Raw genomic sequence first — 21,299 nt, forward strand, 5'->3', positions numbered from 1 at the left:
GGCTGTTCGTAGCAATCTGCACAGGGCTCGCCGACACCGCCATTCCTGGCGTTTGAGCATGGAAACCGACGTGTCCTCGCGCCCCCCGGCCGGCAAGGTGGCCCTGGTGACCGGTGCGGCGTCCGGGGTAGGGACGTGGCACCACACTGAGCGACCGCCGTCGTCACCCCCACACATTCGCTCGGACGTGGGACTGGGCAGGGTGTCCACTCCAACGCACGCAGGGAAAGTGACTCAGAGCTCGTCGCGCAGCAGCTTCAACCGGTTCATCGTCGAGGCCTTGCCGAGGATCTCCATCGACTCGAACAGCGGCGGCGAGATCTTCTGGCCCGAGACAGCGGTACGCAGCGGCCCGAAGGCCAGGCGCGGCTTCACGCCGAGCCCCTCGACGATTGCCTCACGCAGTTCCTTCTCGATGCGCTCAGCGGTCCACTCGACGCCGTCGCCGAGCGCGTCGCCGAGCGAACCACTGATCGGCTCCAGTGCATCGATCGCGGCGGACAGCACCTCCTTGGCGTTGTCCTTGAGTTCCTTGCGCGCGTCCTCGGAGATCTCAAGGTCGTCGTCCGGCACGTAGAACGGCTTCACCAGAGGCGTCGCCTCCGAGAGCAGGACGATGCGGGTCTGGACGAGTTCGGCGACCCGCTGCAGGCGTCCGAGTTCGGGCAGCGACGGGTGCGCGTCGAGCACCCCGTCGGCGTGCAGGAACGGCAGCAGACGCGACGCGAAGTCGCCCACCTCGAGTTCGCGGATGTAGTGACCGTTCAACCAGTTCAACTTCTCCAGGTTGAAGATCGCGCCGGCCGGGTTGATCTTGCTCCAGTCGAAGCGCTCGACGAATTCCTCGAAGGTGAAGATCTCGCGCTCCGTGCCGTCTGCCTCGATGACCGGCGGGTGACCCTGCAACGCAAGGAAATTGACGAGCGCGTCGGGCAGGTAACCCTGCTCCTTGAACCAGGTGAGGCGAGCCCACGGGTTCTTCCGCTTGGAGATCTTGGCCTTCTTCTCGTCCCGCAGCAGCGGCATGTGCGCAAACTTCGGTGCCTCCCATCCCAGCCACTTGAACAGCAGCAGGTGCTTGGGGGTGCTGGAGATCCATTCCTGGCCGCGCACCACGTGCGTGATCTTCATCAGGTGGTCGTCGACGACGACGGCCAAGTGGTACGTGGGGAATCCGTCGGCCTTGAGGATCACCTGGTCGTCGGGCTTGGGCGCACTGGTGCGGCCCAGGATGAGGTCATCGAAGGTGAGCTCGACATCATCGGGCACGAACATCCGGACGACCGGCGTCGAGTTGAAGCCCGGCAGTTCGGCGCGCTCTTCCTCGGTCTTGCCGTAGCAGAGGCGGTCGTAGCCGGTGGGCTGCTTCAGCTTCTGCTGACGCTCGCGCATCTCGGCGAGCCGCTCGGAGGAGCACCAGCAGTAGTACGCCTTGCCGTCGTCGAGCAGCTGCTCGACGTACGGCTTGTAGGTATCCAGGCGCTCGGACTGGCGGTAGGGGCCGTAGGGGCCGCCCTTGTCGGGGCCTTCGTCCCAGGCGAGGTCGAGCCAGTGCAGCGTGTCGTACAACTGCTGCTCGCTGTCCTCACGGAAGCGGGCGCGGTCGGTGTCCTCGATCCGCAGGATGAACTGGCCACCCTGCTGGCGCGCGAACGCGAGGTCGAACATCGCCATGTAGGCGGTGCCGACGTGCGGGTCACCTGTGGGCGACGGGGCCACACGCAGGCGGACAGGACCGGTTTCGGAATGCTTCGTCATGGTGAGCGCCATTCTAGGCGGCTACCCGCCCCTTCGACCTCAGCCGCCGGTGCGCGCTGCTTCGAACATCGAGTCGGGCGCGAGCACGGCGATGACGGTGCCGGTCGTGCACATTGCGCCGTCCGCGGCGAGGGTGATGTCGACGACCACCTTGCGCTCCTTCACCTGCGTCGGAGTGCCACGCAGTTCGAGCTCGACCCCCATCGGTGTCGGTCCGCTCGGACATGGTGCTCCTTGGGTCAGTCGACGAGCGCGAGCGAGATGGTCTCCTGCAACCAGGTGAGGAACTCGTAGTAGTACATAAGGGTCAGCCTCGGTTCTTCCAACGCCTGCTCGGAATTGAGGTCGGCGTGCAGTTTGAGGCTGTCCTCGTCGGTGCGCAGACCGAGCCGCTCCCCCAGCGCAAGGCGGACGTCCGCGAGCGCCATCATCAACGTGACCGCGTCGCCCTCGGTGAGTTCGATGCGTGACTCGCGCTCGCAGACACCGGAGAGCAGGTCGATGGCGGCGGTCAGCTTTCGGGTCTTCTGCTCGCGCAGGTTGCGTTCGGTCGCGGCACGGAACTCGGCGCTGGCCTCGGGGTCGTCCCGGTGCCCGTCGGGCAGGATGCGGCGGACGACGGGGTCCCGTCCGGCCACCTCTCGAGGGTCGTACTCGTCACCGAGACCGGCCACCAGGTCGGTGAACGGGTCGCCCGTCTTCTCTGTCTCCTCGGGGGCGACCAGTTCGCGGGTCTGGTCGAGCAGGTCGATGACGACGCTGCGCTCGATGCGGTCCAGGACGCCGACGAACTTCTTCCCCTTGCGGACGAACGCCTGTGCCATCACTCGTCCTTCTGGAAGGTCGCCCACAGCGAATACCCGTGCATCGCAGCGGTATCGGTCTCCATCCGCTCACGCGTGCCGTGCGAGACGACGGCGCGGCCCTCGTGGTGCACGGCCATCATCAGTTGCTCGGACTTCTCCTTGGAGTAGCCGAAGTAGGTCTGGAACACCCAGGTCACGTAGGACATCAGGTTGACCGGGTCGTTCCAGACGATGGTCACCCAGGGTTTGTCGATTTCTGTGCCGAAGTCGATCTCGACGACCTCTTCGACCTCGGGAGGAGCCACGGACACGCCTCCCACCATAGGGTGAACCGCGTGACCACGGAAAAGGATGTCGCCGCTGCTGCGAGCACGGCCCTGCTGACCGACCACTACGAGCTCACGATGCTTCAGGCCACCCTGAAGAGCGGTGCCGCACACCGTCGGAGCATCTTCGAGGTGTTCGCCCGACGCCTGCCGGACGGTCGCCGTTACGGCGTCGTCGGCGGCACCGGTCGCGTCCTGGACGTCATCGAGCAGTTCCGGTTCGGGGATGCCGAACTCGAGCACCTGCGCCGCACGAAGGTCGTCGACGAGCCGACGTTGGAGTGGTTGGCGAACTACCAGTTCAAGGGCAACATCTGGGGGTATGCCGAGGGCGAGACCTTCTTCCCCGGCTCTCCTGTCTTCGTCGTGGAATCGACCTTCGCCGAGGGCGTCATCCTCGAGACACTCGTGTTGTCGATCATGAATCACGACAGTGCAATTGCCGCTGCAGCCTCCCGCATGACCGCTGCGGCCGACGGACGCCCTTGCATCGAGATGGGCTCTCGCCGCACCCACGAATGGTCTGCCGTCGCTGCTGCCCGCGCGGCGTACATCGCAGGGTTCGGCACCACCTCCAACCTCGAGGCCGGACGCAGTTACGGCGTTCCCACCAAGGGCACCGCCGCACACGCGTTCACCCTCGTACACGACAACGAACGTGAGGCCTTCCAGGCGCAGGTCGACTCCCTCGGCAAGGACACCACGCTATTGGTCGACACCTACGACGTCACCAACGCGGTGAACATCGCCGTGCAGGTGGCCGGCACCGAGCTCGGCGGTGTCCGTCTCGACTCCGGCGACCTGCTCGTGCAGGCCCGCGAGGTACGCAAGCAGCTCGACGACCTCGGCGCGACCGACACCAAGATCGTGGTCACCTCCGACCTGGACGAGTACGCGATCTCCGCGTTGCAGGCGGGGCCCGTGGACGCGTACGGCGTCGGCACCTCGCTGGTCACCGGATCGGGCGCACCGACGGCGAGCATGGTCTACAAGTTGGTGCAGCGTGAGGACGACAACGGCCAGATGGTCGGCGTCGCCAAGGCCAGCAAGGACAAGAAGTCGGTCGCGGGTCGCAAGTACGCGATGCGCCGGCTGAACACGTCCGGGATCGCGGAGGCCGAGATCATCGGCATCGGTGAGATCCCCGACGGCGACTCCAACGACCGGCACCTGATGGTGGAGTTGTTCAAGGACGGTAGGCGCGTCGACCACTCCGGGATCGAGGAGGCTCGCAAGCGGCACGAGCAGTCACGGGCCGAGCTGCCCGCCAAAGCGCTGCAGATGTCGCGCGGCGAGGCCGTCATCCCGACGATCTATCAGGACGAGTCCGCACGCTCCTGAGATCGGCCGCACCGACGTCAGATGCGTTCGGCAGCAGAGGCGAATCCCAGTCAGGAGTGCCGGTTGTTCGCCCAGCACCAACCGAGCTTCGGTGCGCCGCGGCGCTCGCGTCCGCCGAGGTGTTCCCGCGCACGCGGCGATGACGCAATACCCTCGTTGTCATGACTCGCGCGCTGATCATCGTCGACGTCCAGAACGACTTCTGTGAGGGTGGTTCGCTCGCCGTGGCGGGCGGCACCCAGGTCGCGTCCGAGATCGCCGAGTACGTCAGAGCGCAGGGCGACGACTACACGACGATCGTGGCGACGGCCGACTGGCACATCGACCCTGGCACCCACTGGTCCGACTCCCCCGACTTCGTCGACAGTTGGCCGGTGCACTGCGAGGTGGGCACGGCAGGAGCCGACTTCAGGCCGGAGGTGCTGCCCGCGATCGAGCGCACCGACCGCACGTTCCGCAAGGGCGAGTACGAAGCGGCCTACAGCGGGTTCGAGGGCAAGAGCGAGGACGACGGGGCACTTGTCGACTGGCTGCGTTCGCGCGAGGTCTCATCCGTGGACGTATGCGGCATTGCCACCGACTTCTGCGTCAAGGCAACCGCACTGGATGCCAAGGCCGCCGGCTTCGACACCACCGTGCTGCTCGACCTCACCGCCGGCGTTTCATCCAGCACTACTGCGGACGCCTTGAGAGCGTTGCGCGACAACGAAGTCGGCCTGACCGGTACCCCCGTCGTCCGAAGCTGAACCCGCCCCGGCCGCTGGTTCGGACAACCCGACACCACGTGATCCCGTCCTCGTGTTCGTCACCGTGGTTTCGGCGCGGGCAACCTCGTCCCTCGGTTGTCCGGCTCAACCAGCGCGCGTTCGAACGAGAACACAACCGAGGACTAGCGCCCGATGGGTCCCCGTCGGCTCACCGAGAATCGCTGCTGTTCGGTGACGGTGATCGCAGTCGAGCCCGAGACCAGGCGCCAGTCGTCCGAGGCGAACAGCGCCGGGTCGATGACCTTGTTCGCGGTGACCCAGTCGATGAGCAACTGTCGGATCTCGACCTGCTGGTTGTAGATCACCGGCGCCGTGGTGACTCCCGGGAAGCTGCCGCCGCCGGAGGCGCGGTAGTTGTTGATCGCGATGACGAAGGTCGCTTCGTCGACCAACGGTTCTGCGCCGTACTCGAGGTTGCGGATGCGGTTGCCGGGAGCGGACGCGATGTCGATGTCGTAGGTGAGGCGCTCGTCCAGGCCGGCCATGATGTCGTAGTTGTAGTCGGGCGTGCCGCTCGGAGCCTGCGGCGTGGACGCGTTCGTGACCTGGTCGGCGGTGAACGGACCGGTGCCCGAGACCTGCTTGAAGTACTGAGCCGACGTCTCGAGGTAGGCCCGAATCTGCCTGCCGGTCAACGTGATCGCCATCACGGTGTTGTCGAAGATGTACAGGCCCGCGACGTCGCGGACGGTGACCTCACCGGCCGGAATGGCCGCAGCCTTGTTGAACGGGGCGGCGATCGACAGCACCGGCAGGTTCATGTACGGCGTACCGACGAGCGCGTCCTGCACCGCCTTCGCCTGCACGTAGTTGATGAAGTCGATCGCCGGTGTGTCCTCGTAGCGCGAGGTTGCCGCGGACATCGCGACCTTGCTGGTGCCGATCACACCGTTGACGTAGGCGAGCACCTTCTGGTGGGCCGGGTGGACAAGGGCAGCGACCTTTGGGTCTTCGGGAACAGTGTCGGCATTCAACAGAGTTGCCGACGACGACTGCACCTGCCACTGGCCGCGCACCTTCACCAGGTCAAGGTCCATGACCGTCACCCGCATGCCCCAGTACAGCGGCTCGGAGAGCAGGACCTGCTTGCCGGTCGCCTTGTTGGTGACGTAACGCTGCGGGATCTCCTTGTGTGCGTGCCCGACGAGGATCGCGTCGATGTCCGGCACTTCCTCGGCCAGCACCGAGGACGCGTTCTCCAGGTACGGCAACGCGTCACCCCAGGAGGACGAGGTGTCGGCACCGGAGTGGGCCGACACGATGACGACATCCGCACCCGCCCGCTTCACCTGCGGAATGACGACTTCGGCCTGCTCGACGATCCCGTTGAACCGCAGTTTGCCGTCGACGATCGCCTTGTCCCAGATAGACACACCGGGCGTCACCAGACCGACGATGCCGACACGAATCGGCTTGTGCCCCTTCAGCTTCACCGTCTTGATGACGTAACTCGGGTACACCGGACGACGGGTGTTCCAGTCGAGGGCGTTCGCGCAGAGCATCGGGAAGTTTACCTGGCGACGGAACTCGTCCAACGTGTCGAGTCCGTAGTTGAACTCGTGGTTACCCATCGCCGCGGCGTCGTACCCGATCTCGTTCATCGCCAACGCCATCGGGTGGGTCGACCCCTTGGTGATCGGGTCGATCTTCGCGTAGTAATACGCGAGCGGCGTTCCCTGGATCGTGTCACCCGCGTCGAGCGTGATGCAGGAGTCGGCGCCCCGCTCCTGCCGCATCGCCTTGATCAACGTCGAGCACTTGGCGGCGCCGATGTCGTTGTGGGTGCGGTCGTCGTACTCGGCGTTCTTGAAGTAGTCCCAGTTGAAGATGTTGCCGTGCAGGTCGGTGGTGCCGAGCACGGTGAGGCGGGCGCCGTTCGGCTTGGCCTGAGCGGACGGCGCGGACGCGGCGAACAAGCCGGCACCGCCGACCACCGCCATTCCGAGCATCTGACGACGGGTGGTCTGCAACTTGTCGGACATGGTGCTCCAAGCTGTGCGGGCAGGGGTACCCATCGACGCTAGCCGCGCCTCACCGCCGGGAGAAGACCGGTCGGCAAAGCATGACGAACTGTTTACCTGCCGTTCGGACAAGAGTTGACCGGTCGGCCGTCGCACCTCACGGGGTCTCGATCACGGGGTCTCGATCACGGCACGCGCCCCAGGGGGCTCGCACCTACTCGACCGGCGTATTGATCCGTCCGCCGATCCAACTCCAGGCATATTTGCCGTCGTCGACCGCCTGGCCGGCTTCTCCGAGTTCGAGCGGACGGAACGTGTCGACCATGACAGCGAGTTCGTCGAACGCCTCGACCCCGATCGACTTCTCGGTCGCACCCGGCTGCGGGCCGTGCGCGTGACCGCCCGGGTGCAGCGAGATCGAACCCCTGCCGATCCCCGATCCCTTGCGCGCTTCGTAGTCGCCGTCGACGTAGAACATGACCTCGTCGCTGTCGACGTTCGAGTGGTAGTACGGCACCGGGATCGCCAAAGGGTGGTAGTCGACCTTGCGCGGCAAGAAGTTGCAGATGACGAAGTTGTAGCCCTCGAACACCTGGTGGACGGGCGGCGGCTGGTGGACGCGTCCGGTGATCGGTTCGAAGTCGTCGACATTGAACGCGTACGGGTAGAGGCAGCCGTCCCAGCCGACGACGTCGAGCGGGTGGAAGGGATAGGTGTAGACGGTGCCGACGATGCCGGTCGAGCCGCGGTGCTTGATGTAGACCTCGGTGGACTCGGACGGTTCGGCGCCGATGTCCTCGGCGAGCAGCGGCCCCTGCGGCCCACGCAGGTCCCGCTCACAGAACGGCGCGTGCTCCAGCAGCTGACCGAACTTGGACAGGTAGCGCTTGGGCGGCGCGATGTGGGAGTTGGCTTCGATCGGGTAGGCGCGCAGCGGTTCGACGAAACCTTCGTCGCCCTCGGCCAGCGGGATCCAGCGGTGTGTGGTCGCCCGCGGGATCAGCATGTAGTCGCCCTGGCCGACCGTGAAAGCACCGAACACGGTCTCGACGCGGGCGCCACCGCGCTCGATGTACACGCATTCGTCACCGATGCCGTTGCGGTACCAGGGGCTCGGTGCATCGGCGACGACGTAGGAGATGCGCACGTCGGCGTTGCCGAGCACGAGCCGGCGACCGGTGACGACGTCGACGCCCTCCTGGTCGGGACCGAACAGGTCGTGCAGCTTGAGATGCCTCGGCAACAGCGGATGGTTCGGTGTGGTGCGCAGCGCGTCGGTCAGTGGCCAGTCGCGGGCATCGCTGATCGCCGACGGGATGTAGCGGTGATACAGCAACGAGGAATCGGAGGAGAACCCCTCCTCACCCATCAACTCCTCGTAGTAGAGGTCGCCGTCGGCGTTGCGGTGCTGGGTGTGCCGCTTCGGGGGCACCGAGCCCTGGGACCGGTAGAAAGCCACGTTGCTTCTCCCCTTCACTTCTCGCGAGCCCACAACACCGGAGCGAGGCCCGACCGTACGACCGATAATCGGACGCAACTGTTCCACTTTTCGTTACGAGCATTCAGTACGGTGTGACTCATGTCAACGCCGTCCCGCCGGTCGCAGTCTGCGTCGCCCCTCGCGTTGTTCGCCGGCCTCTTCGACGACGCCGCCGTCTTCCCGCCCGGTAGCTACCCCGTCGACGTCGCTCTGCAGCGCCGGTTCGAGCGCGCCGCGACGGTCGACGCGCGATACGTCGGCTCGTTGCTTGCACCACCGGCGCTGATCGACCGCATCCTGCAGGAGGTGCACCCGGTCACCGTCGTGGTCATCGGACGTCCGGGCGCCGACCTCGATGAGGTCCTTGGGTCGGCGGACGCCGTCGCGGAGGACTCGACGCACGCCCTCGCCGGCGTGCAGCTGGCCCGACAGGGCGGCTGGGAGAAGATCATCGGACTGGGCGTCCCGGTCGCCGTCGAACTACCCGCCGGCGACTATGAGCGCGGCCTGGATTCGCTTGTGCCGCACCGCTTTCAAGTACTGGCCAAACTGCGCACCGGCGCGACGCCGAACAACGACGTCCCCTCCTCCGCCCAACTGGCGGCGTTCATCGTCGCCTGCCATGCGCGGGAGGTCTCGTTCAAGCTGACTGGCGGGCTGCATCACGCGATCAGCCACGGCGCCGGCGACGAACGCGAGTTCGGTTTCCTCAACGTGCTCGCCGCCGTGAACGCCGTGCTCGACGGCGTCACCGCCGTCGACCTCGAAGCGATCCTCGACGAACGCGAGGCCGCCCGCGTGCTCGAACACGTTGGCCGGATCGACGATGGCCGCGCCCATGACGTCCGCAACCTGTTCCAGTCGTACGGCTGCTGCGACGTCGACGACCCCATCCGTGACCTGCGCACGCTCGGACTCATCGAGGAGAACCTGTGACCGACCTGCCCACCACCGAACTCTTCGGCCTGGACAACCTCCCCTACGGTGTCGCCACCAAGGCGGGCCACGCACCCCACGTGGTCGCCCGGCTGGGAGATCACGCCGTCGACCTGGCAGGCCTTGCGGCCGACGCCGATGGAGCCGCCTGGATAGATGCGTGGTCGCAGCCGAACCTCAATGCCTATGTTGCACAAGGACCTTCCTCCTGGGCGGCGGCACGAACCTGGTTGCAGGAAACGTTGCGTGACCAGAGCCGGCGTGATGCCGCGCTGGCTCGGCTCCACCCCCTCGACGACCTGACCATGCAGTTGCCGATCGCGGTCGCCGACTACGTCGACTTCTACGCCAGCGAGAACCACGCCACGAATGTCGGACGCATCTTCCGACCCGACGGTGACGCATTGACGCCCAACTGGAAGCACCTGCCGATCGGATATCACGGCCGCTCCGGAACCGTCGTGGTCAGCGGCACCGACATCGTCCGGCCGTGCGGTCAGCTCAAAGCCCCCACCGACACCGAGCCGACGTTCGGCCCGAGCATCAGGCTCGACATCGAAGCCGAGCTCGGGTTCGTCGTCGGCGGCGACACCGCGGTCGGCAGCCCGGTGTCCATCGACGAAGCGAGCGACCACCTGTTCGGAGTCGGCTTGTTCAACGACTGGTCGGCACGCGACATCCAGGCCTGGGAGTACGTGCCGCTCGGCCCGTTTCTCGGCAAGTCGTTCGCGTCCTCGCTCGCTGCGTGGATCACCCCGATGGCGGCGCTCAGGGCGGCGAAAACGGCTCTGCCGAAACAGGATCCGCAACCGCTGCCGTACCTGCGGGGCGACGACCTCTTCGGACTCGACATCGCGATCGAGGTCGAGGTCAACGGTCAGGTCGTGAGCCGTCCTCCGTACTCCACGATGTACTGGTCACCGACCCAGATGCTCGCGCACATGACGGTCAACGGCGCCGGCCTGCGCACCGGCGACTTGTTCGCCTCGGGCACGGTGTCGGGCGGTGAGAAGGACGAGCGCGGCAGCTTCCTCGAACTTTCCTGGAGCGGCAAGGAGCCGTTCGCGCTCGCCGACGGATCGACCCGATCATTCCTCGAGGACGGCGACATCGTCACTTTGCGCGCGACCGCCCCGGGCACCGACGGCGCACGTATCGGCCTGGGCGAGGTCACCGGCAGGATCCTCCCGGCGCGCACCTGACCTCCCGACCGGCGGGCGTCGTGCCCGCGAGCCGAGAGCCGAGATCATGTGTCCGACAAACCGGTAACCCTGCATGACGGTCGCGCGGGCGGGGGCGGCATCGGGATCCCCGGACTCTACGTGACCGGCGACCCCGGTGCTGTCGACGACAATGCCAAGGAAGGCACGCTCGGCGTCCGGCTCGACCTGGGTTGGGCGAAGTCGCACTCCTTCTACACCGGCCAGTGCCCGGTGCGAAGTACAACCGCGGTCTGATGAAGATGATCCTCGCGGGCAAGGCCGATGTCGCGAAGGCCGTCAACGCGACGGTCATCTCCCTGGACGACGCCCCGCAGGGCTACTCCGATTTCGACCAACGAGCCGCGAAGAAGTACGTCATCGACCCGCACGGTATGACGAAGTCCGCCTGATCGGCGGCAGGAACAGAGTCGGCGCACCCGGAGTGGGTGCGCCGATTCTGTTGCTGTTCAGTGATTTTCAGTACATGCGGTCGCCGGGTGGTGTCTGCTCCTTACTCGCACCACCGCGCTGCTTGCGCACCACATAGGTGCCGGGCCACGAGTCGTGGAAGGCCTGGTTCATGCGGTCGCTCAGCGGGCGCAGGTAGTCGACGATCTGGAAGATCGTCACCAGGAAGCTCAGCAACGGAACAGGGCCGACGATCGAGGTGAGTTGCTTGACCGCGAACCGGTAGACGGCGGCACCGAAGGTGGGCGGTTTGTCGTTCTCCTCCCGGCGCACCTTGACGCCCAGCAGCATCTTGCCGACGGTCTGCCCACGCCATACTGTCAGGGCCACCTCGTACACGAAGTAGACCGCGACGGCGACGAGTCCGACCTGCCAGGGGAAGTTGTAGAGCGCGTCCGGGGCGTCGGGTGTACCCCGGCCTTCGCGGGCAGCGTCCAGACTCTCGTTGAAGTAGGTGCGGACCACGTGCACCCAGTCCGACAACCAGGGCCAAGCCAGCGGCGCGGCGATCGCGGAGGTCAGGATGTTGTCGACAATGAATGCCAGTGCTCGACGCCAGAACGGTGCGAGTTCGGCGCCGTCCGGTGTGCGTGCCGTGGCGGACGCCGGCTGGAACTGACCACGATACGGACCGTTCGGACTGCTCTGCTGCTGACCGGGCCGGTGCTGGCCCGGATGCGGGAGGTGCGGGTGCTGGTGGTGCTGGGGCACCTGCGGCGCCGCGCTGATGTGGGACTTCTCCAGGCCCGGCTTGACGCGGGGCATCGTCCGGTCGGTCCACAGGATTCCGTCCCAGTAGCGCAGGGTGTCCGGGTCGTTCGGATCCGGATACCAGCCGGACGCACGTTCGCTCATGTCCGCATTGTGTCAACCGCCTCGGGCGGCGGCGACCACCGACCGCGTACCTCCCCCTGGGAAGCGGCGAACAGCCGTGCTCAGTTGTCCTGCTGACGCGCTACGGTCAGGGCGATCTCGTCGTGGGTACGCAGCAGTTCCAGCGCGCTTCCCCAACGTTGCATCAGTTGGCGCGACTGCTCGCGAGTGGTGTCGTGCGGCGATTCGAACGCCATCACCCAGTGACGGCCGTGTTCGCGCAGGTGGTCGCCGACGTGTGCCCGCAGCGTCCGGCTGGTCAGCCCCGGAAAGCGGGCGGGGTCGGCCACGAGCGCCGCCGGGAGTGCGGGATTCACCGACGCGGGAGTGATGACATGTCGTTCGGTCGCCCAGCGGTACCCGATCATCGCGAACTGGACGCCCGTGTCGGCCACTCGCTGCCCGACCGCTAACAGACCGTTCGCGTCCATCGGCTCCGTCAGCGTTCCGGGCGTGACCCGGTCATAGGGGTGCAGCACCTCGGCGTCGAGCGAGAACATCCAGGCGCAGTCGCGTGGTTCATGCCACCCGGACGGCTTCTCCTCCTGCGTCTGGCGAACAGAGTGGACGGTTGGTCACACTTCAACCGAGGGCCTGATCAACCTTGGATGGGATACCAGGAGCAGATCATCGGCGCGCAGCGAACCGCCAACGGGGATCTGTCAGAGTACGCGCGCCATGACCCGACCTCGGGCCGGCCGGTTGCCTTCGACGGACGGACGTTCCGCGGGGACCCACCTGTCGAAACCTTCCTCGATGCAAAGCACGGCTACGCCCAGCTCGCTCACCAGCCTCAAAGCGACTGGTCGACCGGCACCAGTGATCGACTGGTCAGCGAGGCAGAACGTCAGGTGCGTGCGTTGCCGGACGGCGCGCGTCTGGAGTGGCACGCGTCCGACCCTGCCGGTGCTGCCGCCATCAAGGATCTGCTGGATTCCCGAGGTATCTTCGAGATCGACGTCATTCATACACCGAAGGTCTGAACAGATGAACACGACCACCACCGCGCCGGTTGGAGAGGTCAGCGCCCGCGTTGTATGGGCGCGGCCGCAGGAAACCCCCGAGGAGATCGCGCACCAGGTCGATCTGTTCATGCACGGAATGCGAGAACGTACCGGTATCTCGGTGTGGACCCTGGGCACCGAACGCACGCCGTGGCCCAAGGACCAGGCAGAACAAGCGGAACTGGTCTCGCAGATGAAGTCGACCGAAGGGCTGGCGCGGCAGGGCGATTGGGACGGTTACGCGTTCTGGGTGCGAGGCTTCACCAGTGAGGCGATGGCAGTCGCACATGTCAGCGCGGGTCAGGATCACACGGGGGGACGCATCCCGGCTCAACGCGCTGACATCGAGGTCACCGCGGTCGACGGTGAACATATCCCGCGGGCCTTCACCGATGCTGTCGTCAGTTCAGCGGTCGAGGGGTGGGATCCCCTGATGGTTCGGCTCGGAACGATCGAGATGCAGCGTCTGGCGCGCCGCGGAAACTGGAAGATCACTCCCGGGTATCGGCTCTGGCTCGCTGACGCCGTCGGCAGAATCGATCACGTCGCCGACGGGGTTCAGGCAGAGCGAGTAGAGACCGGCACTCTGCTGACCCTGCCCGACGACTGGTCCGCCCAACAGGTTGTCGATGCCACTCAGAAAACGCTCGAGCTGAACGGGCTCGACGAGCTACCATTAACGGTGCGGTCCATCTGGAAGTCGATTCCGGTCGATGAAGCACTCGACATGCTGCAGTTCTGGGTGGACGCGAACTGGCCGATGACCGAGCGGGAGGCCGCGGAGTTGTCCAGCGATATCGGCTGGACCCAGGACGAGGACGGATGGGTTTCCAACGACCGCTTCGGACTGAGCTTTCCCGACGTCGAGGGCATCGGACCGGCAGATGACCCCGTGAAGAGGATCATGCTGACCCTCACCGATCACGAGAAGAACATCACCGACGACTTTGCTCGATTCATCGCCGACCGCTTCGCCGATTACGTCGCCGGTGCCGAAAAGCGTTGGGGTAAAGGCGCATTGCGTCGCGGCGAGGTCGATCGCGCCTACTTCGATCTGGAACCACGGGGCGGTGTCATGATCGTCCGCTCGAAAGTTGTGGAAGCGCTGTACCTCACTCAACCCGAGGTCGACCTGCGGAAGGCGAACAAGGAGTGGCCCGCGTGAGCGTGCAGCAGGCGGGACTGGGCTGGGAGGAGTTCACGACACAACTGGCGCGTGCCATTCGTGAACTTCCGGATCGAGGATTCCTCGTCGTCCAGGACGGAGCGACTCACGCCTATGTGCAGTTCGCCGCCGACCACGACGCAGTCGCAGCGGAGTGCACCAGTAACAGCAATCAACAACTCACTGACCCTGCCGACGACAACGGTGAGCAGCTGCTCGCAGAATCAGGTTGGACGCTGTACTCCGATGCCCAGCCGAACTGGACGTTTCGCCTCGACCTTCCGGCGATCACAGCACGGTTCGACCAGCTCGCGCACAGCTGTGTCGTCGCGTTGCGCGATGTGTACGGAACCTCGACCCCCGAGCAACTCAGCTACACCGCATGGCGTGAGCCGGAAGTCATGCACTCAGGCCGGACCTACACCGACGAGGAGATCTCTTCCCTCGATGCGGGGCAGAACCCCCTGCCGGTCGAGAGCCTCACCATCCCGATGACGCGTAGGTGACGAAGTCGTCCCGAAGTCGGTGTCGTTCAACACTGAAGGTCTGAGCAGATGAACACGACCACCACCGCGCCGGTCGCAGAGGTCAGCGTCCGCGTCGTCTGGGCGCGGCCGCAGGAAACTCCCGAGGAGATCGCGCACCAGGTCGACCTGTTCGTGCACGGAATGCGAGAACGTACCGGTATCTCGGTGTGGACCCTGGGGACCGAATGCACGCCGTGGCCGAAGGACCAGGCCGAACAAGCGGAACTGGTCTCGCAGATGAGGTCGACCGAAGGGCTGGCGCGGCAGGGCGATTGGGACGGTTACGCGTTCTGGGTGCGAGGCTTCACCAGTGAGGCGATGGCAGTCGCACATGTCAGCGCGGGTCAGGATCACACGGGGGCTCAACGCGCTGATATCAGGGTCACCGCGGTCGACGGTGGGGACCGCGTAGTCAGCGAGCGAATCCGTGGTCGTCGAGAGCTTCGTCAGCAGCGTCCCGAAAACCCGCCGCGCCGCCTGTCCGGCGGGCGATCAACACGTTGAGGTTCACCTCGGACGCCATCGCGATGTACGGAACCAGAGCGTGCAGCGGTGATCCTCCTCCGGTAGTGAGGATCTCGTAGTCGTCCGCGATGACGACGATCCGCGGTTCGGGCAGTTTCCCGCCGGTCGAATCGATGTCTCCTGCACTCTCCGCTCGCTTCGCCAGCTCCGGCAGGACGGCGCCGACGAGGCGCTGCGCCAGGCCCACCGAACCGGCGTACGCGCCGAGGTACTCCTCGGGCACCTCGTCCTTCAAGGTGCGGTGCGGATCCATCACCGCGAAGACGATCTGCTCCGGCGTGTACTGGTCGACCAGCGAGTGAATCACCTGACGCAGCAACGAAGTTCGTCCGGTCTGTGACTCACCGATCGCAACCACGTGTCGGTCCGCCCCGTTCAGATCGAGCATCTCGGTCGCCAACGTCATCTCGTTCAGGCCGAGCGGAACCAGCCCCGGTGCCGGTGATCCCGCCAACTGATCGTGCGGCACCACAGGCGGCAACACTCGGATGCGCGGAGCCGTGTCGACCGCGCTCGAGCGCACCCGAGCGACGAGATCGGCGAGCCCCTCCGCAGCGGTCAGTCGGTCGGCTTCACCGTCGACGCGCGGCAATGCGCGGCAATGCGATCTGCGCGAAAAAACCCGTCGACAACAGCGCACGTCCCGGCGGTACGTCCTTCAACGTGGGCGATGTCGTCTGCGAACCGGTGGGCGCCTGGTTACGTTTGAGGGCCGGGTCGTTGGCCAACAGATTGCTGACGAAACTCACCGCGATACACACCGCGCAGACCAGGACGGCGGTGAACGCAGAGGCCAGGTGGGTGCCGATCCGGTTGGTCCATCGACGCAACAAACGGTCGGGGCCATACATCAACGCTTGCGCGAGTCGCTGCCGGCGAGCGCCCATCGCCTCGATGAGTTGCTCGTCGTAGTCGTACGCCATCGCTCCTCCTCCCCCGGGGTTCCCCTGGTTTTGTGCCCACAGCACCGTACGCGAAGCGGGCCGTCGCCTGGGACGCCGGAACCCGCGTCCAGGTTTCCGCGACCTGTGGATCCATTGTGTTGTGCGGCTGAGACACCCCGCATCGTCGGCGCCTGGTGCCACACTGAGCCGGTGAACGCGCTCGGGCTACAGGCCCTCTCCGATCGCTGGCCCGCCGCGCGGATCGGCCCGATTCATTGCGAGTCGAACGAACTCGAACTCGGCATGCACTCCCTGGCGCTCGCCGCACAACACGTCCTGTGCGCTGCGCCGTTCCTCGTTGCGATGTCTGCGATCACGCGCACCCTGCACATGGGCGACGTGGCGTTGCTGTTGTCCGACACGATGGGACTGCGGGGCGACGCACAACACGAGATCATGCAGTTGTTCCGGGTTCGTACGCACGACGGCGCCGGAGCCTTCATCACCGGTTTCCTGATCTCGTTCGTGTTCGCGACCGGAGTCTCGTTGACGATGCAGCGCACCTTCGAACGCATCTGGCGTCTGCCGCACGCCGACCTGCTCAGTGCCTGGCGGCATCTGGTGTGGGCTCTGATGACCTCCGTGCTGTTCGCCTCGGCGCTGTGGGTCAACACCGCAACCCGCAACTGGAACGTCTCGGCCACTGTCGAGGGCTGGGTCGAAGCACTCACCACGGGTTTCGCGGCGTTCGGCTACTACTGGTGGACGCAACGAATCCTGTTGCGCGGTAAGGCACGTTGGGGGCAACTGTTGCCGGGTGCGGTCCTGATCGGTCTCGGCACGACCGTTCTGATCCTCGCCGTGCAGTTGCTCGCGCCGAACGAGATCACCGAACAGGTCGCCGACTACGGACTGGTGGGGGCCGCATTCATCCTGGCGCTGGTACTCGTGGCGTTCAGCACCATCCTGTTGTGGGGCGTCTTCCTCGGCCGCGACCTCAGCAGGTGGCTGGTGGCCCGCCGGTTCGACGCCGCGCACTCGAGTGACAACCCGGACGCCACCAGCGACACCGATATCGACACCGACACTGCCATCGACACCGGTGCAGCGCCGGCTGTCCTCGAAGGTCCGGTGAGGCAGCCGACCGCTGCGCTCTGATCGAGCCGAGTCAACTCCCCGAGCCCTGCGTGCGGGGTCCACGTAATGCGAGGATCACCGCAGCGAGCAGTGCCGTGGCGCCACAGATCGCCCACACCGTCAGGTAACCGCCCAGCGAGGCGTGGTTCGCCGCGGCGTCAGCGTCGATGCTGCCGGTGGTCGCCAGCGCGATCGCGAACACACTGCTGGCGACCGCGCCGCCGATGGTCTTGGTCATGTTGGTCATCCCGGTCACGAAGCCGGTATGGGTGTCCGGTGCCTCCGCGGCCGCAGCCGCCGGGAGCGCCGCCACCAGCAGTCCGGAACCGAGGCCGGCCACAGCCATGTTGATCATCAACTGCGCCAGCCCGTCATGGAGCGGCAGGAACATCAGATACCCGACCCCGACCAGCGTCGCTCCCAGGACGAGCGCGCCGTTCGGTGTCAGCAGCCGCGCCAGCCAAGGCAGAGCCAGGGCGCCGATCGCAAGCGTGATCACGTAGAGCCCGATGATCGTCGAGACGCTCGCCGCGGTCGCCCCCAGTCCGTAGCCGGTCACGTCCGGGTCGGTGCGCGCGAAGGTCGACAGCGGGATCTGGGCGCCGAGCACGGAGACTCCCAACAGGAACGCGGTCAGCTGGATCGGCCACTGCCGGCCGGCACCGAGTACGCGCAGATCGACCAGGGGTTCGTGGTGGCCCAACTCGTACCGCCCGAACACGACGAACGCCGCGACCGCGGCGACGAGCAGGATCAACGGCCAGACGCTGAGCGGGCCGCGCAGACGTACCAGGATCAGACCGCCCATCATCAGCGACAACGCGATGGTGATCAGCGCGAACCCGCCGAGGTCGAGCGACGCTCTGCGCAGCACCGGCACTTCCGGAACCCCGAACCAGATCGCCGGGATCGCGAGGGTGACCACGACGGCGGGGATCGACAACAACGCGGTCATCGACCAGGTTTGTGCGAACGCCCCGGCGAACACCGCAGCCGCGATGACCGATACCTCGAGTCCGAAGACCAGCAGTGCGGCCGCAAGGCGGGTGCGTTTCGGGTCGCCCTCCGTGCGGCGGTGGATGATCGCCACCTCCAACGGCAGCCACACCACGTAGAAACCGGCGAACGCCCAGGCGATGAGGAAGGTCCAGAAGGTCGGCGCGAACGCAACCGCCCACGTCGCGACCGCGGTGACGACCGTCGACAGCAGCAGCACCTTGCGATGCCCGATCACGTCTCCCAGTCGAGCGAGAATGGGTACGACCAGCGCAGAGACCGTCAACTGTGCCGCCTCGAACCAGTTGACGTCGGCGTCCCGGATGCGCAGTTCACGAGCGATGTCGGTGAACAACGGCGTGTAGAAACCCTGCAGGAAACCGCTGGCGATCTCGACGCAGACCAGGAACCCGACGACAGCGCCGATGCCCTTGAGCCCGGTCTTGCTCAGATCTGCGTCAGAAGTGTTGTGTACCAACGGATTCCCTCCTCGAAGGACGACACTTCCAGGCGCTCGTCGACGTTGTGCAGGCTCTCGCGCTGGCTCGCGGTCATCCGGAAAGGATTGAACCGGTAGCAGTCGGGCCACTCCCGCTGGAAGTGGCGAGCATCGGTGGCTGCCATCACCACGTACGGCGTCGGGACGACGTCCGGCATGACCTGTTCGGTGACCGATGCGATGAGTTCGTACGCGTCACCCGTCGCTGCGACCGGGCTCGGGTCGTACGAGGTCAGCACGGCCACCTCGATGTCGTCACCCAGGATGCGTCGGATCCGGGCAACAGCCTCTTCGGCGCTCTCGTCGACCGACACCCGGACGTTGACCGTGGCGGACGCGTCCGTCGCCAGGACGTTCTGCGCCGGGGACCCTTCCAGCTGGGTGACCGCGTAGGTGGTCCGCACCATGGCCGCGGTCGCCGGTCCCGTGCGAGCGAGCAGTTGGGTCAGCGGTTTCCGCATCGAACCCGCGCGGGACAGCAGCTGACGGACCGGCGTTTTCGCATGAGGCGCGATGGTCTCCAGCATGCGCAGACTCGGCTCGGTCAGGTTCGACGGTGCGGGGTGTTTCTCCAACGACAGGATCGCCTTCGCGAGGATCGCCGGCGCACTCCTGCGAGGCGGCATCGAGGCATGCCCGCCTTCCGCGCGCGCAGTCAGACGGGCGACGACCAGCCCCTTCTCGGCGAGACCGATCACGGCGAGCGGAGCATCGACGCCCGGGAAGACGCCCGTGACCGCCATGCCGCCCTCGTCCAGCACGAACCACGGGTCGACCCCGCGCTGCTTCAACCTTGTGACGGCCGCGGGCGCGGTGTGCCCGGCGATCTCCTCGTCCGACGAGAAGGACAACCAGACGTCCCGGCTGGGAGTGACCCCCTCGACGATGAGCTGTTCGACCGCGGCGCAGATTGCGATCAACGACCCCTTGCAATCGAGGGTGCCTCTCCCCCAGAGGAATTCGTCGGCGACCACTGCCTCGTACGCCGGGTGCGTCCAGTCGTCGCGGCTGTTGACAGGCACGACGTCCTGGTGGGCCATGAGAACCACCGGTCGTTCATCACCGGATCCGCGCCAGCGCAGCAGCAGTGCATGGTCGGGAAGTTCGACGCTTTCGCACGCCTCGAACAGCCGCGGGAAGTGTGCCCGAAGGTCGCTGTGCAACCCCTTAAACTGAGCTGGGTCCTTGTCCGACCCGGCGACCGTGCGCCGCCGGACAGCGGCCTGCAGTGCGGCGAGCGCGGGAGAGATCTGCGACATGTCGGCGAGCCTAACCAGCGAACGCCCGACCCATACCCAGGTTTCGAGGAACCAGGTTTCGAAGAACGAAGAGCCCCGACGACGGGCCGTCGTCGGGGCTCTTGGAGTGCCGGAGGTTTCGGCACTCAGCGGCGTCAGAGGTTGCCGCGGCGGTCCTGCTCGCGCTCGATCGCCTTGAACAGGGCCTTGAAGTTGCCCTTGCCGAACCCGAGCGAGCCGTGCCGCTCGATCAGTTCGAAGAACACCGTCGGGCGGTCACCCAGCGGCTTGGTGAAGATCTGCAGCAGGTAGCCGTCTTCGTCGCGGTCGACCAGAATGCCGCGCTTCTGCAGTTCTTCGACCGGCACGCGAACGTTGCCGATGCGGGCCCGCAGCTCCGGGTCCTCGTAGTAGGAGTCAGGGGTGTCGAGGAACTCGACTCCGTTGGCGCGCAACACATCCACCGAGTTGAGGATGTCGTTGGTGGCCACGGCGAGGTGCTGTGCGCCGGGGCCGCAGTAGAACTCGAGGTACTCATCGATCTGCGACTTCTTCTTGGCGACGGCCGGCTCGTTGAGCGGGAACTTCACCCGGTGGTTGCCGTTCGCGACAACCTTGCTCATCAGCGCGGAGTAGTCGGTGGCGATGTCGTCACCGATGAACTCGGCCATGTTCACAAAGCCCATGACCTTGTTGTAGAAGGTGACCCAATCGTCCATCTTGCCGAGCTCGACGTTGCCCACGATGTGGTCCAGGGCCTGGAACAGACGCTTGGGCTGACCCTCGCGCTTGACAAACGTCGAGGACGCCTCGGAGTAGCCGGGCAGGTACGGACCCTCGTACTTGGAGCGGTCGACCAGCGTGTGGACGGTGTCGCCGTACGTGGCGATCGCGGCGATGCGGACGGTGCCGTGCTCGTCGGTGATGTCCTCCGGCTCACGCACGATCTTCGCGCCGACCGAGCGGGCCCGATCGATGCACTTGTCGACGTCAGGCACCTCGAGCGCGATGTCGACGACGCCGTCGCCGTGCTTGCGGTGGTGCTCGACCAGTTCGCTGTTGGGGTCGACCGCGCCCTTGATGACGAATTTGATGGAGCCGGACTTCAGCACGAACGACTTGTGGTCGCGGTTGCCGTTTTCCGGGCCGCAGTATGCAAGGAGGTCCATGCCCCAGACGCTCTGGTAGTACTGCGCCGACTGGGTGGCGTTGCCGGACACGAAGACGATGGCGTCCCAACCGGTGACAGGGAAGGGGTCGTTCTTCGCGTCGTACTCGACGAGGCCGACCAACTGCTTCAACTGGTCGAAGTCGAGGTTGGCTTCGCGCTCCTGCGCAGTGAGGTCAAGGGTGTCAGTCATGGACACACTGTGACCCAAGCCACAGTCACTGTTCAACCGGGCCTT

22 protein-coding genes and 1 pseudogene are annotated in these 21,299 nt (G+C 65.9%); 10 read left to right on the plus strand and 13 right to left on the minus strand.

Features of this window, described 5'->3' with window-relative positions:
* Positions 1-234: 234 nt before the first annotated feature.
* From gltX to clpS, 4 genes are read right to left on the minus strand one after another with little or no spacing between them, the layout of a single operon-like run.
* Positions 235-1,758: a glutamate--tRNA ligase gene (gene gltX / locus ACYU8W_RS00885; RefSeq protein ID WP_499465859.1), complete on the minus strand. Its 1,524-nt coding sequence runs from the start codon at positions 1,756-1,758 to the stop codon at positions 235-237.
* Between the two features lie 39 nt (positions 1,759-1,797).
* A complete protein-coding gene (locus ACYU8W_RS00890) occupies positions 1,798-1,962 on the minus strand; it encodes a hypothetical protein (protein ID WP_499465861.1) in 165 nt (54 codons plus the stop codon).
* 35 nt (positions 1,963-1,997) lie between these two features.
* Complete coding sequence (locus ACYU8W_RS00895) at positions 1,998-2,582, minus strand: DUF2017 family protein (protein WP_239701413.1); 585 nt, start codon at positions 2,580-2,582, stop codon at positions 1,998-2,000.
* Positions 2,582-2,875 carry an ATP-dependent Clp protease adapter ClpS gene (gene clpS / locus ACYU8W_RS00900; RefSeq protein WP_239701412.1) on the minus strand — a complete coding sequence of 98 codons (294 nt, stop codon included), beginning with the start codon at positions 2,873-2,875 and terminating at the stop codon, positions 2,582-2,584. The genes ACYU8W_RS00895 and clpS overlap by 1 nt, the downstream gene beginning before the upstream one ends.
* A 24-nt stretch (positions 2,876-2,899) precedes the next feature.
* Here clpS and ACYU8W_RS00905 point away from each other — a divergent pair, with 24 nt between their 5' ends.
* Together ACYU8W_RS00905 and ACYU8W_RS00910 are read left to right on the plus strand one after the other, a co-directional pair.
* Positions 2,900-4,231 (plus strand): nicotinate phosphoribosyltransferase, encoded by a 1,332-nt coding sequence (locus ACYU8W_RS00905; RefSeq protein WP_499465864.1) that lies wholly within the window; start codon positions 2,900-2,902, stop codon positions 4,229-4,231.
* Positions 4,232-4,392: 161 nt separating this feature from the next.
* Complete coding sequence (locus ACYU8W_RS00910) at positions 4,393-4,977, plus strand: isochorismatase family protein (protein WP_239701411.1); 585 nt, start codon at positions 4,393-4,395, stop codon at positions 4,975-4,977.
* 143 nt (positions 4,978-5,120) lie between these two features.
* On the opposite strand, the gene ACYU8W_RS00915 is transcribed toward ACYU8W_RS00910, so the two are convergent.
* Together ACYU8W_RS00915 and ACYU8W_RS00920 are read right to left on the minus strand one after the other, a co-directional pair.
* Positions 5,121-6,980, minus strand: a complete 1,860-nt coding sequence (locus ACYU8W_RS00915) for a bifunctional metallophosphatase/5'-nucleotidase (RefSeq protein ID WP_499465867.1) — start codon at positions 6,978-6,980, stop codon at positions 5,121-5,123.
* Positions 6,981-7,173: 193 nt separating this feature from the next.
* Positions 7,174-8,418 (minus strand): homogentisate 1,2-dioxygenase, encoded by a 1,245-nt coding sequence (locus tag ACYU8W_RS00920; protein WP_499465869.1) that lies wholly within the window; start codon positions 8,416-8,418, stop codon positions 7,174-7,176.
* 120 nt (positions 8,419-8,538) lie between these two features.
* Between ACYU8W_RS00920 and ACYU8W_RS00925 the strand changes: the two genes are divergently transcribed.
* The 3 genes and pseudogenes from ACYU8W_RS00925 to ACYU8W_RS00935 form a co-directional block, all read left to right on the plus strand.
* Positions 8,539-9,375, plus strand: a complete 837-nt coding sequence (locus tag ACYU8W_RS00925) for a hypothetical protein (protein ID WP_499465871.1) — start codon at positions 8,539-8,541, stop codon at positions 9,373-9,375.
* On the plus strand, positions 9,372-10,577 hold the full coding sequence (gene fahA / locus ACYU8W_RS00930) for a fumarylacetoacetase (RefSeq protein ID WP_499465873.1): 1,206 nt from the start codon (positions 9,372-9,374) through the stop codon (positions 10,575-10,577). The genes ACYU8W_RS00925 and fahA overlap by 4 nt, the downstream gene beginning before the upstream one ends.
* Positions 10,578-10,610: 33 nt before the next feature.
* Positions 10,611-10,987: pseudogene (locus tag ACYU8W_RS00935) on the plus strand (formaldehyde dehydrogenase, glutathione-independent); the annotation flags it as partial.
* Positions 10,988-11,054: 67 nt separating this feature from the next.
* On the opposite strand, the gene ACYU8W_RS00940 reads toward ACYU8W_RS00935, so the two are convergent.
* Together ACYU8W_RS00940 and ACYU8W_RS00945 are read right to left on the minus strand one after the other, a co-directional pair.
* Entirely contained in the window at positions 11,055-11,900 is an 846-nt protein-coding gene (locus ACYU8W_RS00940) for an RDD family protein (protein WP_499465875.1), read from the minus strand.
* A gap of 80 nt (positions 11,901-11,980) precedes the next feature.
* Positions 11,981-12,418, minus strand: a complete 438-nt coding sequence (locus tag ACYU8W_RS00945; protein ID WP_499465877.1) for a hypothetical protein — start codon at positions 12,416-12,418, stop codon at positions 11,981-11,983.
* 108 nt (positions 12,419-12,526) lie between these two features.
* On the opposite strand from ACYU8W_RS00945, the gene ACYU8W_RS00950 reads away from it, so the two are divergent.
* Genes ACYU8W_RS00950 through ACYU8W_RS00965 form a run of 4 tightly spaced genes read left to right on the plus strand, consistent with a single transcriptional unit; the run spans position 12,527 to position 15,118 of the window.
* Positions 12,527-12,901 carry a Tox-REase-5 domain-containing protein gene (locus ACYU8W_RS00950; RefSeq protein WP_499465879.1) on the plus strand — a complete coding sequence of 125 codons (375 nt, stop codon included), beginning with the start codon at positions 12,527-12,529 and terminating at the stop codon, positions 12,899-12,901.
* Positions 12,902-12,905: 4 nt separating this feature from the next.
* Positions 12,906-14,087, plus strand: coding sequence for a DUF6301 family protein (locus tag ACYU8W_RS00955; RefSeq protein WP_499465881.1), 1,182 nt, complete (start codon positions 12,906-12,908; stop codon positions 14,085-14,087).
* Positions 14,084-14,593: a TY-Chap domain-containing protein gene (locus ACYU8W_RS00960; RefSeq protein ID WP_499465883.1), complete on the plus strand. Its 510-nt coding sequence runs from the start codon at positions 14,084-14,086 to the stop codon at positions 14,591-14,593. The genes ACYU8W_RS00955 and ACYU8W_RS00960 overlap by 4 nt, the downstream gene beginning before the upstream one ends.
* A gap of 48 nt (positions 14,594-14,641) precedes the next feature.
* Entirely contained in the window at positions 14,642-15,118 is a 477-nt protein-coding gene (locus ACYU8W_RS00965; RefSeq protein ID WP_499465885.1) for a hypothetical protein, read from the plus strand.
* On the opposite strand, the gene ACYU8W_RS00970 is transcribed toward ACYU8W_RS00965, so the two are convergent.
* Together ACYU8W_RS00970 and ACYU8W_RS00975 are read right to left on the minus strand one after the other, a co-directional pair.
* Positions 15,027-15,731, minus strand: a complete 705-nt coding sequence (locus tag ACYU8W_RS00970; RefSeq protein ID WP_499465887.1) for an FtsK/SpoIIIE domain-containing protein — start codon at positions 15,729-15,731, stop codon at positions 15,027-15,029. The two genes, ACYU8W_RS00965 and ACYU8W_RS00970, sit on opposite strands and share 92 nt — an antisense overlap.
* Positions 15,712-16,062 carry a hypothetical protein gene (locus ACYU8W_RS00975; RefSeq protein ID WP_499465889.1) on the minus strand — a complete coding sequence of 117 codons (351 nt, stop codon included), beginning with the start codon at positions 16,060-16,062 and terminating at the stop codon, positions 15,712-15,714. Before ACYU8W_RS00975 ends, ACYU8W_RS00970 begins: the two co-directional genes overlap by 20 nt.
* 171 nt (positions 16,063-16,233) lie before the next feature.
* Between ACYU8W_RS00975 and ACYU8W_RS00980 the strand changes: the two genes are divergently transcribed.
* Positions 16,234-17,181 (plus strand): hypothetical protein, encoded by a 948-nt coding sequence (locus ACYU8W_RS00980; RefSeq protein WP_499465891.1) that lies wholly within the window; start codon positions 16,234-16,236, stop codon positions 17,179-17,181.
* 10 nt (positions 17,182-17,191) lie between these two features.
* On the opposite strand, the gene ACYU8W_RS00985 is transcribed toward ACYU8W_RS00980, so the two are convergent.
* The 3 genes from ACYU8W_RS00985 to hppD form a co-directional block, all read right to left on the minus strand.
* Entirely contained in the window at positions 17,192-18,634 is a 1,443-nt protein-coding gene (locus ACYU8W_RS00985) for an MFS transporter (RefSeq protein ID WP_499465893.1), read from the minus strand.
* Positions 18,604-19,914, minus strand: coding sequence for a M20/M25/M40 family metallo-hydrolase (locus tag ACYU8W_RS00990; RefSeq protein WP_499465895.1), 1,311 nt, complete (start codon positions 19,912-19,914; stop codon positions 18,604-18,606). Before ACYU8W_RS00990 ends, ACYU8W_RS00985 begins: the two co-directional genes overlap by 31 nt.
* A 134-nt stretch (positions 19,915-20,048) precedes the next feature.
* A complete protein-coding gene (hppD, locus tag ACYU8W_RS00995) occupies positions 20,049-21,254 on the minus strand; it encodes a 4-hydroxyphenylpyruvate dioxygenase (RefSeq protein WP_499465897.1) in 1,206 nt (401 codons plus the stop codon).
* Positions 21,255-21,299: the final 45 nt, after the last annotated feature.

The organism is Yimella radicis, assembly GCF_054778255.1.

What these genes read in the sequence shown, in the direction of transcription:
- ACYU8W_RS00950 (WP_499465879.1), top strand. Translation starts at nt 12,527, where the DNA reads ATGGGATACCAGGAGCAGATCATCGGCGCGCAGCGAACCGCCAACGGG.
- ACYU8W_RS00975 (WP_499465889.1), bottom strand. Translation starts at nt 16,062, where the DNA reads ATGGCGTACGACTACGACGAGCAACTCATCGAGGCGATGGGCGCTCGC.
- gltX (WP_499465859.1), bottom strand. Translation starts at nt 1,758, where the DNA reads ATGACGAAGCATTCCGAAACCGGTCCTGTCCGCCTGCGTGTGGCCCCG.
- ACYU8W_RS00925 (WP_499465871.1), top strand. Translation starts at nt 8,539, where the DNA reads ATGTCAACGCCGTCCCGCCGGTCGCAGTCTGCGTCGCCCCTCGCGTTG.
- ACYU8W_RS00915 (WP_499465867.1), bottom strand. Translation starts at nt 6,980, where the DNA reads ATGTCCGACAAGTTGCAGACCACCCGTCGTCAGATGCTCGGAATGGCG.
- hppD (WP_499465897.1), bottom strand. Translation starts at nt 21,254, where the DNA reads ATGACTGACACCCTTGACCTCACTGCGCAGGAGCGCGAAGCCAACCTC.
- ACYU8W_RS00940 (WP_499465875.1), bottom strand. Translation starts at nt 11,900, where the DNA reads ATGAGCGAACGTGCGTCCGGCTGGTATCCGGATCCGAACGACCCGGAC.
- ACYU8W_RS00955 (WP_499465881.1), top strand. Translation starts at nt 12,906, where the DNA reads ATGAACACGACCACCACCGCGCCGGTTGGAGAGGTCAGCGCCCGCGTT.
- ACYU8W_RS00945 (WP_499465877.1), bottom strand. Translation starts at nt 12,418, where the DNA reads ATGTTCTCGCTCGACGCCGAGGTGCTGCACCCCTATGACCGGGTCACG.
- ACYU8W_RS00910 (WP_239701411.1), top strand. Translation starts at nt 4,393, where the DNA reads ATGACTCGCGCGCTGATCATCGTCGACGTCCAGAACGACTTCTGTGAG.
- ACYU8W_RS00990 (WP_499465895.1), bottom strand. Translation starts at nt 19,914, where the DNA reads ATGTCGCAGATCTCTCCCGCGCTCGCCGCACTGCAGGCCGCTGTCCGG.
- ACYU8W_RS00965 (WP_499465885.1), top strand. Translation starts at nt 14,642, where the DNA reads ATGAACACGACCACCACCGCGCCGGTCGCAGAGGTCAGCGTCCGCGTC.
- ACYU8W_RS00895 (WP_239701413.1), bottom strand. Translation starts at nt 2,582, where the DNA reads ATGGCACAGGCGTTCGTCCGCAAGGGGAAGAAGTTCGTCGGCGTCCTG.
- ACYU8W_RS00890 (WP_499465861.1), bottom strand. Translation starts at nt 1,962, where the DNA reads ATGGGGGTCGAGCTCGAACTGCGTGGCACTCCGACGCAGGTGAAGGAG.